At 59.8% G+C, this 15,848-nt stretch carries 16 protein-coding genes and 2 pseudogenes; 9 read left to right on the top strand and 9 right to left on the bottom strand.

Annotated elements, in window-relative coordinates; all coding sequences use genetic code 11:
• Window positions 1-106: 106 nt before the first annotated feature.
• The 5 genes from AC3A3W_RS13310 to AC3A3W_RS13290 all read right to left on the bottom strand — a co-directional run bounded on the left by AC3A3W_RS13310 (window position 107) and on the right by AC3A3W_RS13290 (window position 8,371).
• Window positions 107-1,564 (bottom strand): hypothetical protein, encoded by a 1,458-nt coding sequence (locus AC3A3W_RS13310; protein WP_487443495.1) that lies wholly within the window; start codon window positions 1,562-1,564, stop codon window positions 107-109.
• Window positions 1,565-3,265: 1,701 nt separating this feature from the next.
• Window positions 3,266-3,955, bottom strand: coding sequence for a GIY-YIG nuclease family protein (locus tag AC3A3W_RS13305; protein ID WP_487443493.1), 690 nt, complete (start codon window positions 3,953-3,955; stop codon window positions 3,266-3,268).
• Complete coding sequence (locus AC3A3W_RS13300) at window positions 3,955-4,257, bottom strand: hypothetical protein (RefSeq protein ID WP_487443492.1); 303 nt, start codon at window positions 4,255-4,257, stop codon at window positions 3,955-3,957. Before AC3A3W_RS13300 ends, AC3A3W_RS13305 begins: the two co-directional genes overlap by 1 nt.
• A 708-nt stretch (window positions 4,258-4,965) precedes the next feature.
• Complete coding sequence (locus AC3A3W_RS13295; RefSeq protein ID WP_487443490.1) at window positions 4,966-5,247, bottom strand: hypothetical protein; 282 nt, start codon at window positions 5,245-5,247, stop codon at window positions 4,966-4,968.
• Window positions 5,248-5,440: 193 nt separating this feature from the next.
• Complete coding sequence (locus AC3A3W_RS13290) at window positions 5,441-8,371, bottom strand: Clp protease N-terminal domain-containing protein (RefSeq protein ID WP_487443488.1); 2,931 nt, start codon at window positions 8,369-8,371, stop codon at window positions 5,441-5,443.
• A gap of 301 nt (window positions 8,372-8,672) precedes the next feature.
• Here AC3A3W_RS13290 and AC3A3W_RS13285 point away from each other — a divergent pair.
• The 4 genes and pseudogenes from AC3A3W_RS13285 to AC3A3W_RS13270 all read left to right on the top strand — a co-directional run.
• Window positions 8,673-8,902, top strand: a pseudogene (locus AC3A3W_RS13285) (transposase); the annotation flags it as partial.
• 148 nt (window positions 8,903-9,050) lie between these two features.
• Window positions 9,051-9,335 (top strand): hypothetical protein, encoded by a 285-nt coding sequence (locus tag AC3A3W_RS13280; protein WP_487443486.1) that lies wholly within the window; start codon window positions 9,051-9,053, stop codon window positions 9,333-9,335.
• Window positions 9,336-9,474: 139 nt separating this feature from the next.
• A complete protein-coding gene (locus AC3A3W_RS13275; RefSeq protein WP_487443484.1) occupies window positions 9,475-9,837 on the top strand; it encodes a hypothetical protein in 363 nt (120 codons plus the stop codon).
• Window positions 9,838-9,884: 47 nt separating this feature from the next.
• Window positions 9,885-10,220, top strand: coding sequence for a leucine-rich repeat domain-containing protein (locus tag AC3A3W_RS13270; protein ID WP_487443482.1), 336 nt, complete (start codon window positions 9,885-9,887; stop codon window positions 10,218-10,220).
• A gap of 280 nt (window positions 10,221-10,500) precedes the next feature.
• Here AC3A3W_RS13270 and AC3A3W_RS13265 read toward each other — a convergent pair whose 3' ends face one another.
• Both AC3A3W_RS13265 and AC3A3W_RS13260 read right to left on the bottom strand, forming a co-directional pair.
• Window positions 10,501-10,815, bottom strand: a complete 315-nt coding sequence (locus AC3A3W_RS13265) for a helix-turn-helix transcriptional regulator (RefSeq protein WP_487443481.1) — start codon at window positions 10,813-10,815, stop codon at window positions 10,501-10,503.
• Between the two features lie 357 nt (window positions 10,816-11,172).
• Window positions 11,173-11,496 carry a hypothetical protein gene (locus AC3A3W_RS13260; protein WP_487443479.1) on the bottom strand — a complete coding sequence of 108 codons (324 nt, stop codon included), beginning with the start codon at window positions 11,494-11,496 and terminating at the stop codon, window positions 11,173-11,175.
• A 107-nt stretch (window positions 11,497-11,603) separates the two neighbouring features.
• Between AC3A3W_RS13260 and AC3A3W_RS13255 the strand changes: the two genes are divergently transcribed.
• Window positions 11,604-12,473: a DUF2637 domain-containing protein gene (locus tag AC3A3W_RS13255; RefSeq protein ID WP_487443477.1), complete on the top strand. Its 870-nt coding sequence runs from the start codon at window positions 11,604-11,606 to the stop codon at window positions 12,471-12,473.
• Window positions 12,474-12,587: 114 nt separating this feature from the next.
• On the opposite strand, the gene AC3A3W_RS13250 is transcribed toward AC3A3W_RS13255, so the two are convergent.
• Window positions 12,588-12,944, bottom strand: coding sequence for a hypothetical protein (locus AC3A3W_RS13250; RefSeq protein ID WP_487443475.1), 357 nt, complete (start codon window positions 12,942-12,944; stop codon window positions 12,588-12,590).
• Window positions 12,945-13,582: 638 nt separating this feature from the next.
• Between AC3A3W_RS13250 and AC3A3W_RS13245 the strand changes: the two genes are divergently transcribed.
• The 4 genes and pseudogenes from AC3A3W_RS13245 (at window position 13,583) to AC3A3W_RS13230 (ending at window position 15,440) form a co-directional block, all read left to right on the top strand.
• Window positions 13,583-13,765 (top strand): hypothetical protein, encoded by a 183-nt coding sequence (locus AC3A3W_RS13245; protein ID WP_487443473.1) that lies wholly within the window; start codon window positions 13,583-13,585, stop codon window positions 13,763-13,765.
• Window positions 13,766-14,209 carry a hypothetical protein gene (locus AC3A3W_RS13240; RefSeq protein ID WP_487443471.1) on the top strand — a complete coding sequence of 148 codons (444 nt, stop codon included), beginning with the start codon at window positions 13,766-13,768 and terminating at the stop codon, window positions 14,207-14,209.
• 30 nt (window positions 14,210-14,239) lie between these two features.
• Window positions 14,240-14,545, top strand: a pseudogene (locus AC3A3W_RS13235) (ATP-binding protein); the annotation flags it as partial.
• Between the two features lie 103 nt (window positions 14,546-14,648).
• Entirely contained in the window at window positions 14,649-15,440 is a 792-nt protein-coding gene (locus AC3A3W_RS13230; protein WP_487443469.1) for a hypothetical protein, read from the top strand.
• A gap of 5 nt (window positions 15,441-15,445) precedes the next feature.
• Here AC3A3W_RS13230 and AC3A3W_RS13225 read toward each other — a convergent pair whose 3' ends face one another.
• Complete coding sequence (locus tag AC3A3W_RS13225; protein ID WP_487443467.1) at window positions 15,446-15,754, bottom strand: hypothetical protein; 309 nt, start codon at window positions 15,752-15,754, stop codon at window positions 15,446-15,448.
• Between the last annotated feature and the right edge of the window lie 94 nt (window positions 15,755-15,848).

Raw genomic sequence — 15,848 nt, 5'->3', positions numbered from 1 at the left:
GTTTGACCATAGCCATTTCCGATCCTTCCACAACCATTACGTGTGTGTTTTGCTCGACAACGTGTGGTGCGTAACGGCTTCAGCGAGCGGGAGTGGTGTCCCCTATCTAGACCGTATCGGCCATGTGGACATCCTCCACTATCAGGTCAGAGAGCTGCTGCGCCTTCGCCTTTTCGTAGCCGCGTCGGCGGAACTTCCTGAACATCTCATCTCTGAACGCATCGCGTTCGCTGGACCGCATGACCCGGCCAGCCATGGTCGCCGCCGCACCCTGGAGCCATTCCCGCTTCACCGACGCATCTTCCGTCGAGGCCGGGATGGTCTCCTCGGATCCGAGCAGGGCAGGTGCGTGATTCAGCAGGTGGTCCACCCGACGAGTTACAGTGTTCCCTTTGTAGCCCCGGAGCTTGAGCCGTCTGGTGAGCTCGTATTGCAGAGCCTTCCGGCGGTCGTCGATGATCGGCTCTCGGGAAAGAGCTTGGGCAGCTCCCTGTAGCCAGGCATTCCGACGGTCTACCGGTGCGTCCGCGGTCGGGATTGAGCTGGCCGGACCGAATGCCGATTCGAGGTCCGTCCTGGCCTTGGCCCGCCCCTCCCTGACCCGGGTCAACTCCGCAATGCGTTCCGCGGCCTGAGCCTTGTAGGTACCCTTGGCCTCGGCTGCGGCATCGAATGACCCGGTTCGGTGAGCCCACTCGGTGAGCCGGTCATTTACGTCAACGGTGTCCCCTTTCTTGGACCGGTCCGACAGGTTCAGCCCGGCCAGGGTCAGAGCCTTCCTTGACCCCGCCAGGGAGCGCTTCGGGACACCCAGCTGAACCGGGTCAACATCAGCCGCCTGGGCCAGGGCCACGAACCAGGAGCGGAAGCCGACCGGTTCATCGCCATAGTTCCACGCAGGGTGGGTCACGGACCGGGTGACGATAGCCGTCTGAGCCGGTTCATCATTGCGCCCGGCCAGTGAGCCGATGGCCTCATAGAGGTGAGCCGGCGCAATGACCTGACCCTGCTCACGGGTGAGCTTGCCAGCGATTTTGAACCGCCTGGCCGAGTCCACCCTGACCCCGCCGACCTCCTTGAGCCAGCCGAGGGCCACGAGGTCATTCAGCGCCGCCTTGCCAGTGGGCCACGACACGCCCATCCGCAGCGACAGCCACGCGTAGGACACCATCAAGGTATTCCAGCCCTTCTCCCCCTGGATGGATTTGAGCTGCTCCACACAAAGGATGGCCAGAGTGGCCCGGGCCCGGATCTGCCGTGCCGGCGTCAGCACCGGAACCAGCTTCGGCTCCACCGCAGTGCCGTCTTCCAGCGGAGCCGGCTCGACCTCGCTCATTGCCACCGGGGACAGGATCCGGCCCAGTGTAAGCCGGGCGGTCTTGAGTGAGTTGGCGGCCGCCGCCTGGGGAGAGGAATCAAAAGACGCTGCGCGGCAGGACGAAACGAGGCGGCTGTAAGTGGAGCGGGCTGCCAGCAGTTCGGAGAGGCCGGGATGGGAAGCTGTTTGCCTTTTCAGGAAGAGACTCAAGTCGTTTTCAGACAGACCGAGCGAGAACGCACGCACTGCGACAGCCTTGACGAACTCTGAGGGGGTGGCTCGGGTAGAGGGAAGACTAGAGGCGGTTTTGATCAAGGCTTCAATCAGAGCGGGATCGGTAGAATGCAACGGTCTCATGACAATTATTCTATACCCTCTATGCCGCTTGGAGCGTAGCGACCAAGCGGCAGTAGAAGGCTAAAAGAAACACGATTGTTGCTAGAAGGGAGTTGTGGTGGTTCGCCGCGGACCGCGGTAGTGGTGAAGGAGCCGCGGGGAGAAGGGAAGAGCCGGCAGCTGGCATGATTCGTTCCGGCGGCTGAACGCACTGCATGGAGGGAATCGGATAGGGCGGCGGAGCAAGGGAAGGCCGACTGTTCTGTGGGGTTCGCTTTGTTGGTTCTACGTATTCCCGTGTCGTTGTTCGTGGTGGTTGGCGTTACGGCTGCCACCTTCACTACGGGCTGCGCCCTCCGTTACGGCTTGCAGGGTTTTCGATCCGACGAACAAGACGTCGATCGTTGAGTAACCGGATCCGGGCAGAAGGCTTCTTGATGACCAATATGATTCTCTTTCTGTTTCTCTCAACACCGTTCTGCTTCCTCTCCGGTTCTCTTCCTGGTTCCTCTTCCTGTTTCTCTCTTAGCCGGTTCGCCTTCGGCTCTCCTCCTCCCCGCCGCATCAAACTTTCTTCACCCTCGCCCGGATCCATCTCCAGCGCACCCTCATCCGGCCAACTCCTGGGCCGGTTCTTCGATCTCGGGTCGTGGACTGATCAGCCCAGCTGCCCGAGCCCCTGGGTCAGCCCTGCCAGCTCATCGGTGAACTGGGTCAGTGGCCTCGAAGTCGTGAACGGCAGGGTCAGGAACCGGCAGGTTCATCCCGCAGTGAACCAGTTCACGCCACGTTCCTGTACCCGGCTCACTGGGGCGTCGACCGGGGCGCATGACCCGTCCATGGACCGGTCCTCGGTGGTTCATGGTGCGGTCGGGATTACCTGGTGGACCTCCCTTTTTGAACCGCTCTGATCTGCCCGTGGACCGGGTTCATGGCTCAGGCCAGCAACGGTGTCAGGACGGATCAAAGCGGATCTGAATGACCCGCCCGGAGGTAGCTCACGGGCTCATTCGTCACCCGCCGCAACCGGCTCAGGCCACAGGTCCCGCCAGAGGTCATCGGAAGGCCTGGAACGCCGTTTTAAAGCCCGTCTGACCCTCTGGAGCCCAGCCCTTGATCGAGGTTCTCCGGGGCCGGCACAGGGGCGTCTGGCCTCTCCCTGGCATTGCCAGGAGTGGCCGGGTCGCCTCTTCGTGGACCGGCCCGCGGAGTTAGCGGGCGGACCGGTTCGGGCTCATGGCTGGCGCTGACCCTTGTGGCGTCAGGCGGCCCTCCGCAGTGACGCTCAGCACCGAGACCCGGATGAGGCCCACCGAGCGTGACCCGCCCATGGTTGGGATGTCTGCGGGAAGTCGATCTGTCTGCGCGACCCTGGGTGCTGGATCCCCAGGCCTCGGATTTGGGGGGCGAACCCCGAACCCCCAGGGGCAGGGGGACTCTCTTGGACCGCCTGAAGACATCGCGTCCATCGGAAAGGGGGGTGATGCTTCTGCTACCGGACGCGGGTTTCTGCCCGGGCGTCAAGCATCTTTGCCGGGGCCGGACCGAGTGGAATGGCATATGACTACGCGTTCTTTGAGGGGACACCATTCACTTACTGGATTTGCCGAGTCACTTACTGGACTTGCCGAGGATCCAGCGCACGATTTCCTTGATCTCGCCAGGGCGCGACCGATACCACTCAGATCCCGCTGCCTCTTTCACCAACCGTCCTCGATAGAACAGGACGGAATGAACCGTCCTCTCAAGCCTCCCGGGAGTTGCCGTCCTGCGGGCATACGCGAGCACTGGCTTCTCCGGCATGGCGGTACCCTGCTGGGCGATGCGAACAGCAGGGTCATCGGCTGATGTCATGCCCACCTTTATCGGCCAGATTGACTCCCCCTTAGCCTCGGCGAGGGCCCGGTAGGTGGGAAAGTAATAGGCGTAGAGGCATCCCTGACCCCTACCCTCCGCGACAGCGCTACTCAGGGGGTGAAGCAGACCAACACTGTCGGATTCCTGGCTGGGGCCCTCCACCCAACGCCAAGTGCCCTGATGATCGACCGGTTCGATCACACCTCTCTGAGCCATGGAAATGAGCGCCTTCTTCACCTGCAACGTCGGGTCGGAACGCGATTCCAGGCCACCTCGGGAGACGTGGTAATCCTCCACAACGGCAATGAGCTCAAGCCGCCTGAACACTGAGCTCCTTACGAGTCTCGGCGCGAGGTCGGTAATAATGGCCGGCGTCAGATGGCGGTCGATGTAGCTGTATTTGTCTACGCCGGCTTGTGCCTTTGCCGGTATCTGGCCGTCCATCAGTTTCCGAGATCCCAGTGGATTTTGATCGGTTCAGCAGTAGGTGCGGACTTCGTTTCCACCGTTCCGGCCACCGGTGCGGTGTTCGTCTCGACGATGCTCTGGCCCCTGTAGACAGGGCCGCAGGACGGGCAGAGCATGTAGAACCGACTCCTGTCCTCGGGCATTTCTGCCAGGCCTGCCGGAACATCACCGCCGTACAACTGGAAGGCAATACCCTCACTGTTGCCGTGGATTATCCCTTCGCAGACGCAGGTGATGCTGTCCGGGAGTCCATCTTCCACGTGAGCAAATTCCTTCATTGCCATCTCCTCCGTAGCCTGTCGTGTGCAGGCGATTCCTGCTTCCACCCAATGTGTGCACATCCCTCGGCATTGATCCAGCATTCAAAGGGACGTATTGAGAGGCTCCCCTGCCCTGCACGCCTCTGGGAGGGGGCGTGCAGGGTCACGACCCCGCGGCGGGGTGAGGACCGGGTTGAACGCCAGAGGTTGGTCAAATTTCCGCAGTAAGGGAACTTTCCGGCAAAACCGTTTGGTTGGGTCCCCGTGTAGGAGTCCAGTGTTTGTGTGAGTTTCGTGTCCGAGAATGGACGCAGGAGGAAATTCACGAATCATGGCCCGTAGACGCACCCCCGGGCAGGTCATCGCCAAGGTCCGGCAGGGCCAGAAATGCTCAACGACGGACGTCCGATGGTTCAAAAAACGAAGGGGGCGGGATTCATCCTGGACCTGGTCGCAGACACGGGGGCCTTGAGTAGGTTTGGCTGCGCGCTGGACGACCGGCTAACGGGCAGCCAGACTCCCCGCCGATGTGATCTTCAGAGCTTGATGGCGCCAATGATCCACGCTCGTACCCGTGAGGGCATAGCCGTCGCCAAGGCCAAGGGCAGGCTGAGGAGCAAAAAAGCCGAAGCTCTCAAAGCCCGGGAGGCCTATCTGGTCAGCCTCCACGGGGAAGGATCGCATGCAGGCCGAATTGGCCGCCTTGAACAGACTGAGATCCGCGTCTCAATCGCGCTCGAGCGTCTTGTCGAGCTCGCGCCAACGCTCCCACGAAGACTGACGAGTCACGCCAAGCGCACCCGCGACCTCGGTCCAGGACAGTCCGGCCTTCCGTGCCTGCCGCACGGTTCCCAACTCGGTCTGGTCACATTTCTGCCGGATCTCCTGGATGCACCGCAGTGTGAGCAGCAACTCTTGCTGCCACGCCTGATCGGTCATGTCGGAGCACCGCCGTTTTGGCCCGGTCAGCGCGCGATGGGTGGCCGGCCCTCCGCTGTATCTAGCCATGCTGTCAGGGTCACCTTGCAGGCACGGTTTGTCAAGGTACCCTGACACCGCTTCCACCAGGAGCACGTTCATAAGATTCAGTACCCGTACGATCAGGCTGATCGCTAGCCGGAACGATTCTGCCGCAACCGCGTAATCGACTGTTCATCTAGGCAGCCTTCGCCCCGCAGTTGCCGCCTGTTCGGCTGAGCCTCTAGTCGTCGACGGCATTCGGTTTGGATACGCTCGGGTTTTCACTGCTCAGCACCTCTGCAAAGGTTTCAGTTTCCAGCGGTTGGTTCATGAGGCGGGATCGAAGTGCCGCTCGGGCATGAGCATCCCCTACTCCTCGCAGGATTGAAATGAACGCCTTGTCTCGGGCAAGGAGAGGATAATCGCTTGGAAGGCCAGCCTCAAGCGTGGCCAAGGCGGAGACGAGGCGTTCTCGGTCCGTCGTCGATCTTGGAGGTGGCGATATGTCATGCCTTCGGAACAATTTACTACTCGTGGACCACCACGCGTCGTTGGTCGCCGGCGGGTCTGCGGCACTCCCTTTTACATCTGCGTAGTCAAGAAAGTCGCCAATGGGATCCTCTCCAAAGGAACCATCTCCAATGAGTTGTTCATAGAATGATGGGTACAAATGCTGAAGAATAACTGCCCTGACCAGTTGGTCATTTTTTAGTGCAGGATAGATCCAGGAAGGATTTAGATGACTTTCGAGGACAAAGCTGTTTATAACTCTTTTTATGCGTCGTGGATTTCGCCCCGTCCGCTTTGAGAGTATTTCTGCAACATTCTCATCAATAAGAGTAGTCGTTCCTGAACGGTCGGCGTAGCCGCGAATCAGGCTTTTCACTTGGCTGTCCCTGGGCGACTGGAGTCGGTGAACTACCTGGATGATCTTCTCAAGGTAAATCCTCGCTTCGTTTCCTCTGTCCACAGCAGATACACCACGTCTAAGCACTGCGAGATCACAACCGATCACAAATATCAAACCTGGCGCGTCTAGGTACAATTTTACGGCCTCGCAGATTTGGATGATTACTTCGTCAGAACAACGATCAAGGTCATCGATAAAAACGACAAGTGATTTCCCTGGCTTGCCCGTTTCCCCCTTGTGAGCCCATTCTGAAAGCATGTCGAAGATAGCCGATCGAAGTTCATTGCGACCCTTTGCATCGATCTCCAATTGGTTCCAGAGTTCATCAACGAGTCGAGCCACCCCAACGAAACGAGCAACGGCTCCGAGGAATATTCGCACAAAGAGTATGGTCCGCCGTCGCTTCACCACCTTGTTTAGAGCACGCCTGAGAGAATTCGGATCGAGTCGCGTAAGTACTGATTTGATCAGCCCCTCCAACGCCTTCTCCCCTTGGGACGTCCATGCGTTGAAGTGCACGATTTCGACATCATCTGCATCTGAAAGGCAGGAAGCAATCTGGTTCAGCAGGGTGCTCTTTCCCATGCCCCAACCGCCATCGACTGCCATGACGAACGGAGAAGAGGCGCGAGAATCGAAAATAATCGACGCTATGGTCTTGGCGGTCCCTGCGGCACCAAGCAGGTCGTCCTTCGCATTTTTGATGGGCTGGTCGCCAAGCAAAATATAGGACCCGGAGCCGTCCTGCTTGATCGACTCGGCACTCGGCCTGAGGGTATCGAGGATCTGTGGGACTGGCACGGTGGAGAAGAAGGCTACTACCTCCACAATTTCGTCTTCGTCCACCTCCAAGATATGGTCCTGGTCGTGCCGCCATTGGCGTTCCTTCTCCGCACGTTCGTGTATGAGTCTCTGCTCCTTTTCGCGCAGGGAAGCGGCGGTCTCGAAGTCCTGCGCGTCGATTGCAGCCACCTTTTCATTCTGGAGCACCGCAATTCGCTCATCCAATGCCTTCACATATGGCGGAGCGTTCAATCGGCGAGTATTTAGCCGGGCACCGGCTTCATCGATCAGTTCGATAGCGCTCTTCGGGAGAAACTGGTTTCGAATGTAGCGATGAGCAAGCAGGGCGGCAGCGGAGAGAGCGCCGTCTGTGATCGTGACTCCGTGGTGAGCTTCCAGTACCTCCCTCATCACTTTGAGGTGCTCGATGGCGGCAGGAACGGAGAGTTCCTCAACGGTAACCAAAGCTGAAAGTTGGTGGAAGGCAGAGTTCTTCTCGATGTGCATGCGATAGTCGTCCATCGTCGTCGCACCGATGATCTTCAGATGCCCCTCAAGCAACATCGGCATGATGTGGCCGGAGACATCCTTTGTGAGACCTGCTCCTTCACCGAACAGCGTATGAATCTCATCGATGAACAGGATGATGTCACCGCGGGCGCTGACTTCGGTGACAACTTTTTTCAAGCTTTCTTCTAAGCCGCCGGTATTCTTCATCAACCTATCGAGATCCAGTATGTACAACTGCTTGTCTCTGATGGCGACGGGGACGTCACCTCGGAGAATCGTCTGAGCAAGTTCTTCTACGACGGCCGCCTTGCCAACCCCGGGTTCGCCGATCAGGATCGGGTTGTTCTTGGTACGGCGGGAAAGGACCTGCACGACTTTTTCCACCTCCTTCTCGCGTCCGATGACCGGGTCCAGCTTGTTCTCCCGGGCAGCCTGCGTCAGGTTCCGGCCGAACTGGTCCAGCACCACCGAGCCCGCAGGGGTGCCTTCAGCCTGGCCCTGGCCGACGCCGGCACCGGTGGTTTCCTTGCCCTGGTAGCCGGACAGCATCTGGATGACCCGCTGGCGGACCCGGTTAACGTCGGCACCAAGCTTCACACGGACCTGGGCGGCAACTCCCTCACCCTCACGGATGAGTCCCAGCAGAATGTGCTCCGTGCCGATGTAGTTGTGCCCCAGTTGCAGGGCTTCCCGCAGCGAAAGCTCCAGCACCTCCTTGGCATGGGGGGTGAAGGGAATCTCGCCGGATGGGGCCTGCTGGCCCTGGCCGATGATCTCCTGCACCTGCTCGCGAACGCCGTCGAGCGAAATGCTCAAGGACTCAAGAGCCTTGGCGGCAACGCCCTCACCCTCATGGATCAGACCCAAGAGGATGTGTTCGGTACCAATGTGATCGTGGTTCAACATGCGTGCCTCTTCTTGGGCAAGCACAACTACGCGACGGGCACGGTCCGTAAATCGCTCAAACATGATGGCCTTCCAAGGCTATGTCCTGATCCTCCCAATTGAATCGGATGCCAACGAAATTAATAAGCATTTGCGCTGGAGGATCCGGCAATTTTGAGGAGCGCTGTTTGCCCTGTGTTAGGAGCGACTATGCCTTTGAACCGGATCCAGGAGGTCCTTCACGCTACGGCCAAGACGGCCCAGAACTTCCACACGATGAGGGTTTCGCCCTTCCGGGGAGCATCTGGTTGGGTCCCCGTGTAGGAGTCCAGTGTTTGTGTGAGTTTCGAGTCCGAGAAGGGACGCAGGAGGAAATTCACGAATCATGGCCCGTAGACACACCCCCGGGCAGGTCATCGCCAAGGTCCGGCAGGGCCAGAAGTGCTCAACGACGGACGTCCGATGGTCGAGGTCATCAAGGAACTGCAGGTCACCGAGGCGACCTGGTACCGGTGTGCTGAACAAGTACGGGTCCGAGAAAAACCGCCGAGGCGCAAGCGGACCAAGGAGTTGGAGAAGGAGAACGCCCGGCTCAAGCGTCTGCTTTCCGTTCAGAACGGGTTGTCCACTTTAATCCACCTTGAAAGGCGGTTGTCCACCTCTGTCCACCCCCTGTCCACATCCCATTGAACCTTCCGATGGTCCGGCGGAACTGACCACCACCTTGACCGAAATACTGACACGACGCGTGAAGGAGTACCGCATGAGAGCACTAGCACCAATGAGAAATGGTCACGGCGCGTTCGACCTGCCCTCAATCATGGCCGGCACGGTCGTCGTGGGGATCCTTGCCGCCAGCGTCTTTGCTTCCGTTTTCGGCGTCATCCCACTCGCCCAGGACAGCTCTGCCAAGCAAGACCTCCCGGCCATCCAGACGGCACAGGCCTCTGCGCGCACACACCACAACGGCTACGTCGACAAGGATGAACTCATGTCCCTGGGGCTGGGTCAGCGAGCTGTCCGAGCGCATTTGGGTCGGGGCCGATGAAGTGGGGTTCTGTGCCGTCACTGTCAGCGGGTCCGGCCGAGTCTTCTCCATCAGTGCCGGTGACGGCGGTGTCCGCAACGGCGACACCTGTTCCGGAGGAGCGGCAGCACCTGAACTTGGAGTGGAAGAGACTCCACCCATGGCATCTGAGCCCACAGCAGAGCCTGGAGTGGAGAAGTACGCCGCTCCGGGCTTCACCGAGATATGCGGCGCGACCAAGACATCCCCTGTGTGGACTATCCCAGACAGCACTTTGCAGCGAGCCGTCTCGGACATCGTCCAGCCATGCGGGCCCCTGACGCTGCAGGACGCTTCCGGCCTGACCGACGTAACCATCAGGGCCCATGAGATCGAGAGTTTTGAAGGGCTCGCCGAGGCGTCCAACATCAGGACACTGTTGCTGGATGGCCAGTCATGTGGCACATACCCGGACATGACAGACTTGCGCGATCTTCCGCAACTGGGAACCCTGACGGTCATGAACTACACCTCAGCGACCTGAACGGAATCGGCCAGGCCCCCGCACTGAAGAAGCTAACCCTGCACAACATGGGCTTCCTCGACGACATCGGGCCACTGGCGAGCCTGAGCGGCCTGCAAGAACTGTCGATCAACTCCATGCCCGTCAGCGACCTGGTGCCACTGCAGGATTTGAAGTCTCTGACCAGCCTGACAGTCAGCGGAAACACCTTCCTCACCGACCTCGGGCCACTGGGAGGGCTTACCAACCTGATGTACCTCGACATCTCCCACACCTATGTGGGGTACTTGGGACCCCTGAGCAACCTGCATGCCCTGCAGACGCTGAACGCCGCGGACACCCTGGTGTCGGACTGGGCACCCGTGGATCACGTGGCGAATGTCGAAGGCCGCCCCGCCCCCTGATCATTTGGTTCAAGACAAAAAGAGACCCCGGTCCGCTATTCGGACCGGGTCTCGTGCCGAAGACGGTGATCAGCTGGCCGAACCCGTGGCAAGGAACCGCATGACCGCACTTCGCTGCCATATCCATCCACCCGCTATCTTGCCCAGCGGAGCAGGGAAGCCGGGCAGCTGTGCTCTCGGCCTTTCCGGAAAATCCAGCTTCGGACGGTGCCGGGCTTGACGCTCATAACCGTCGCCACTTCCGGAGTCGTCATGATCTCAAGGGTTGCTGCGGCTGTATTCATGGCTTGACTTTATCAGATCGCAACATATCCGTTGCATCTGTAGGCGCATCCTTCTTGGCACCCCTCCGCCCCTGCCACTCATCAAAGACCGGTTTGAATGCCTTGATGTCGTCAGCGTCCCACAGGGTGGTCCCGCCCAACCGTTCCGGGATCGGATTGGGAAACCGCGTATGAACCCCGGGCAAGTTCTCCCTCTTCCTGTTCTCCCAGGACCGGATCGTTCCCCGGGGTATGCCCAAATAGACAGCAACCCTCTCACTGTCCAGCAGGCCACGCACCGAATTCATCTCGTCAGGCTCGTTGTTCATCACGCATCCACTCTGGCATCAACAGATACGTTGCACAATGAACCACGCGAGGACGGGAAGTACAGTCCGCCGATTATGAGCCCCGACGAACTTCACACCGTGCCCACGTCTAAACCGGTTGAGGGCTGGCCCATGGCGTAATGCCCTTTGGCATCGGCAACAAGTGGCGTACTGATTGCTATCCATCAGCGACGGGCGGAGACGTGCGGCCCGAACCATGACGCGTTCTTCGACTGCACTCGCATACGTCTTTTCGACGGCCGGCTTCTCTTCGGGTGCGGCGCCCGCTACTGCCTGCCTGAATGGATCGCTGTGCCCATTTTTCGGGCGCCGAAGCGCATGCGGTCCTGCGTGCACTCCTTATCCGCTATGGGTGGCCCTAACCCATTGCGGGTTCCCGACTTTGCGCTCGTGTTGTTCGACGTATTCACGGAATTTCACCACGTCGGTCACATCATAGACGGGGCCGCCATTGACCATGAACGGCATCTTCGAGTTCTGCGGGTCAGCAACGGCCCCCGGGAAGTGCGCGTGGATGGAAGTCGTCGCCTTGCGGCCGCTGGCCACCCAGTCCAGGTGACGCTTCCTCCAAGCGCGGACGGTGTTCTCCGAGACGCCCAAGAATTTGGCCATGTCCTTCGTCTGGACCAGCCCCCGGAGGTTCCTTGGTTCTTGTCGTTGCACCCCGCAAGTTTCACAGAGGTCCAGATTAGTTGCAACGCAGATGTTTCATAACTAGACTTTGAATGCAACAGATTCATTGCAATTAATGTAGACGCCATTGGAGCAGAATGACACACCCCAAGGCCGCCCGTATCAGCCCTGACAGCCGACCCATCGCCTATAGCGCCGCAGGCCTGGCAATCGCGATCTACTTGGGAGCGTTCGTCAGCTCATTCTTCGGACAGGCCTCCCTTGCCGCCTACATGCTGATCCCGCACGATTTGCAGTACGTGGTCCCGGCCGTCGTGGATCTCGGCCTGATTCTCTTCACCCTGGCCACGCTCGTGCGGAAATCCCGCGGTGAATCGACCGTGCTGACAAACGTGGCAACCGGGTTCTGGACCCTGGTTTCCATCACGGCCAATATCTTCCACGTCCTCATCCCGGCCGGTCCGCAGTCCTCCTGGACCGCAGGAACCTTCGCCGGCGCCGCACTATCTGCCCTCATGCCACTGGCCGCACTCGGTGCAAGCCTGGTAATAGAGAACGTCCTGATCGCCCGGCCTACGCCGGTCCAGGACACAGTTCAGGAGACGACAGAGCCGGCACTTGCCCGGGAGCGCCGACAGCACACCGCTCCGGTCGTCGTCAAGGCCGTACCAAAGGCTGCAGTCCCTGCGGCCGTGGTCCTTCCCTCCGTTGAGTCAGCGACTGCCCCTCCCCGGACCGGGACGGAGGCACGCACAGCAGCTCCACGGCCAGCTGCAGCCCCTGTGATGGCCCTGACAGCCTCCGTGCCGGCCCCGCGGAAGGGGCCCGTGGGCCAGCTGGTCAAGGACCAGGGTATTGCTTGGGCGGCCCTCTCCGAGGCCGAAAAGAGCGAGCTTGTCTGGATGCTGAAAGAGGAACGGATGTCCAACCCGAACATCGCCAAGAAGGTAGGCGTCTCGGTGTCGACCATCAAGCGCGTCCCGGCACCGGAACTGCAGCCCGCATAGCCACGCCGCCAACGAGAGCCCCGGACTGTGCTCTCAGTCCAGGGCGCGTTCATCCTCGCCGGCCTACAAGAACTATCCAGACTTTCAAGAGCACTGGCTCGACTATCCGACGAGCTATTCCGGCAGGAAGCCGGGGAGCCGCTTGCCCCATCGGATGGAGCGCAGCGCGGGCGGGCATTGATGGTATTCGATGATGTCCCATTCTGACGGAGTGAGGCGGCGGACATCATCTTTGGGGATCCATGCCGTGTGCGTGTGGCCCTCGTCGTCTAGCCAGCGGGTAATGATGTGGTCGTGACCCCAGCGCATAGCTACCCCGTAGACGTTGACGCTTCCACCGGTCTTGAGCGGAACCGCAGCCTCTACGCGTGGCCACCTCCCGTACTCCCAGGAATACACGTCTTCCGGGTCGCCCTCGATCTTCGGAGTTAGATAGTCGTACTCGACTCCGGCCAGGGTGAAAATGGGCATGGGCCTAATATATCCGCGCGACCTACTCATGCCTGTCAGCAGCTGCATCACGGCGCCTACGTCGATCTTCATCACAGACGAAACCTAGCCGGTGCTGCTGACAACCTACTGGGCGGCGGGCCGCCCTGTTATCGCTGCTGAACACGCCTTCACCCTTCCGTTGCCATTCAATAGTCGGCTCCCAGGTTCACCAGATTCACCCGAAACTCCAGATTCACCCGGCGCCTCCGAGCCGGAGAATTGAGGCTGTCCATGGCAACGCATAGGGAAATCACAAAGAAGTACGCAGCCGCTTATGCCAAGTCGTCGAAGAACGCCAAGGGATTGATTCTGGACGAGCTTGTAGCCATAACCGGGTGGTCCAGGGCCAACGCCCGCCGGGCACTGTGGCCCCCCCCGATTTCGGCGACGTCCTTGCTGCTACCATTTCCTCTCGCCTCGAGAAAACGCTCAAACAGCACAGCGCTTACGGCCGTGAGTACCCCTTTTCTCAACGCCGGAAGCTCAGCACCGTTGAGTAGTGCAACCACATAGGGGGTCTCCTTGAATGGCATTCTCGGACCATGGACAAAACTTCCTAGCAGGTCCAGCATTAGTCTCCACCAGCTGTAGCGAGCTAAGAATAGGAGACGAATCCAATGACGGACTCCTCTGAAAAGCAACCAGACCGTAAAACCGAACCGCAAACCCTTGCCGAGGCCACTAAGCGAATTCGCGAAGGCGGGCTCTTTGAAGAGCTCAAAGAAGTTGAGCCGGATACGCAATCCGAGGAGAAGGCCGGCGCACTTGCTCCCCGTGTCCCGGGTGAGGAGGGCAGTTAGATGCCTTTCGTCCAAATACCCGCCGTCTACGCGGCAGACCCGGCAGACGTATGGACCCCCAAGACGTCCTTTGTCTCAACTGATCCCTTCGCCATAGTCATACAGGTCCAGGTGTCGAGTGACCTCGTAAAGGCGGGGCTCTCGTACGACGCAGTTTTTCAGATGGTAAACCCGAGACAGGACCCCTACCGGGGAAGCTGGTTTACATACACAGGCAACTCTGTGTTGGACATGACAACCCGGGATCACCACTGGAACGGCATCCGCTTTCAATGGACCGACTTCGCCGTGTGGGCATCGTGGGGGCAATACGCGGATGCGGTGAGTCAGATCCTCGGCGGGGAGAAGCTGAAAGGGCTCTTCATCGTTCGCGGGACCATCGATGTCGTGGGAAGTAGTCTGTTCGCCAACTCTGAGGGGTCCTGGTACAAGGTCGTCCCGTAACCCTTCACACGACAGGACGTCGGAACAGGCGGCCGTGTGGACCTGCCTTGCATTGACGAACTCGGCTACATGGAACCGGATCGCCACGGGGCCGAACTGCTGGACCAAAACCTTCACGGACCCGCGCCTCTGCGCCGCAGTCATGGACCGGCTCACGTTCAAGGCGCCATCATCGAAACCGGCACCGACTCCTACCGCCTCGCACACACCATTTGCCCACCAAACTCCTTAATGCTCGGAGAGCACATAACCCCTCATGGTGAAAACGTCCGGGTCAGGGTTTCCTCAACGAAAGCTGGGTGTTGGACCTCTCAGCGAGCATCATCCATCTCCTGAAATAGACGTTGTCGTCGCTGGACCACCATGCCAGAGCCTGGTGGTCCAGAGGCGCAGCGAGGCGCCGCATGCGCGTGCTCGGCAGTTGTGTAAGGATCATCGAATGAGCGAGCGACGAATGGCGGTGCGACGTCAGCGACTACAGCAACGGACCGGGGCTGTCGGCTTTTTCAAGGAGCACTTTGCTCTTGCTGCGTCTGCCTCCCTGGTGCTGCTTTCGGTTATCCGGGTCTACTACTTTGCGGGGTTGAGCCCGGACGTGGCGCTCACCGTGCTCTCCGTAGCCAACCGAACGCAGGTCCTGGTATCTACGCTCCTGAACGGCCTGGTGATTCTCGCCCCACTCCTGATCTTCCTCGGGCCTCTGCGCAAATGGTTGCTCGCGGGAAACGAAACTGGTGCCTCTCTCTCAGCGAAGATGCGCACCGGAATAGTGTGGCTTCCTCTAGCGCCGATTGTCGCAGCGTCCTTATCGGTTTCCCTGCTGTTTGGCTACACCGTAGGCGGGCTCGTTGCTTGGTTGGTTGTGCGCCGTAAACGCAAAAAGCTGGCGAGTGACCCGAATGCTGCCGGCAAGAAAAACAACTTCGTTGACAAGGAGTGGCTCCTGGCCACGATCGTGGGCGTGGCGATGATGGCGATGCTCAGCATTCCGTGGCAGCCGCTGGAAAGGATCACGCTCCAGTCAGCGGACAAGCCCGTGGTGGGGTACGTGATCGGGGAGCAGTCGGGCAAGACGCTGATCATTGAAAAACTCCGCCAGCCGCTTTGGACCAACAGCGACGACGTCAAGGGCCGAGAACTGTGCGCCAAGAAAGATTCCTGGATGAACATGACCCTGACTGCCCATGTCTTAAATCTGGCTAACAGGCCCCAAGGCGTCGACTGCTCGTAGCGGCCTCAGCGCGACACATAGTTGCCGGGCCATTCACCCTCTGCTGGGCGCCTGACCTGCTTGACGGGAACCCAGCATGAGGTGTGGCTGATGTTGTCGTCCGACCACGTGACGGAAACTTCCTCAGTAGGCCAGTGGCCAGCGTAGCCGTGCCCCTCCACCGTCCCACCGTCAGGCAGCTGAAGCACGGCGATCAGCTTGGGCTCCTGGCCGTAGCTAAAGCGGTGCACCGGCCTGTCGCCGAGCACGGGGACGATCGACTCGTACGTGTAGTCGGCGCCGTCCTGCCGCCAGCTGATCGTGTTGGTTTTCACGGGTCCATCGTATGGCTACCGGACAGCGCGCATGGAGACGAGAAGCACATCGACCATCGTCTCTTCGTCGTTGGATTCCAGCCCCAGATGGGGC

The sequence above is a fragment of the Arthrobacter sp. Soil_N43 genome, assembly GCF_057655195.1.
The sequence above is the reverse complement of the archived record's forward strand: the minus strand, read 5'-3'. Positions and strand labels throughout refer to the sequence as shown.

Coding starts and splice junctions, on each gene's coding strand:
- AC3A3W_RS13280 (WP_487443486.1), top strand. CDS start 9,051: ATGAGAGCACTAGCACCAATGAGAAATGGTCACGGCGCGTTCGACCTG.
- AC3A3W_RS13275 (WP_487443484.1), top strand. CDS start 9,475: ATGGCATCTGAGCCCACAGCAGAGCCTGGAGTGGAGAAGTACGCCGCT.
- AC3A3W_RS13270 (WP_487443482.1), top strand. CDS start 9,885: ATGGGCTTCCTCGACGACATCGGGCCACTGGCGAGCCTGAGCGGCCTG.
- AC3A3W_RS13255 (WP_487443477.1), top strand. CDS start 11,604: ATGACACACCCCAAGGCCGCCCGTATCAGCCCTGACAGCCGACCCATC.
- AC3A3W_RS13300 (WP_487443492.1), bottom strand. CDS start 4,257: ATGAAGGAATTTGCTCACGTGGAAGATGGACTCCCGGACAGCATCACC.
- AC3A3W_RS13230 (WP_487443469.1), top strand. CDS start 14,649: ATGAGCGAGCGACGAATGGCGGTGCGACGTCAGCGACTACAGCAACGG.
- AC3A3W_RS13240 (WP_487443471.1), top strand. CDS start 13,766: ATGCCTTTCGTCCAAATACCCGCCGTCTACGCGGCAGACCCGGCAGAC.
- AC3A3W_RS13245 (WP_487443473.1), top strand. CDS start 13,583: ATGACGGACTCCTCTGAAAAGCAACCAGACCGTAAAACCGAACCGCAA.
- AC3A3W_RS13290 (WP_487443488.1), bottom strand. CDS start 8,371: ATGTTTGAGCGATTTACGGACCGTGCCCGTCGCGTAGTTGTGCTTGCC.
- AC3A3W_RS13295 (WP_487443490.1), bottom strand. CDS start 5,247: ATGGCTAGATACAGCGGAGGGCCGGCCACCCATCGCGCGCTGACCGGG.
- AC3A3W_RS13250 (WP_487443475.1), bottom strand. CDS start 12,944: ATGCCCATTTTCACCCTGGCCGGAGTCGAGTACGACTATCTAACTCCG.
- AC3A3W_RS13305 (WP_487443493.1), bottom strand. CDS start 3,955: ATGGACGGCCAGATACCGGCAAAGGCACAAGCCGGCGTAGACAAATAC.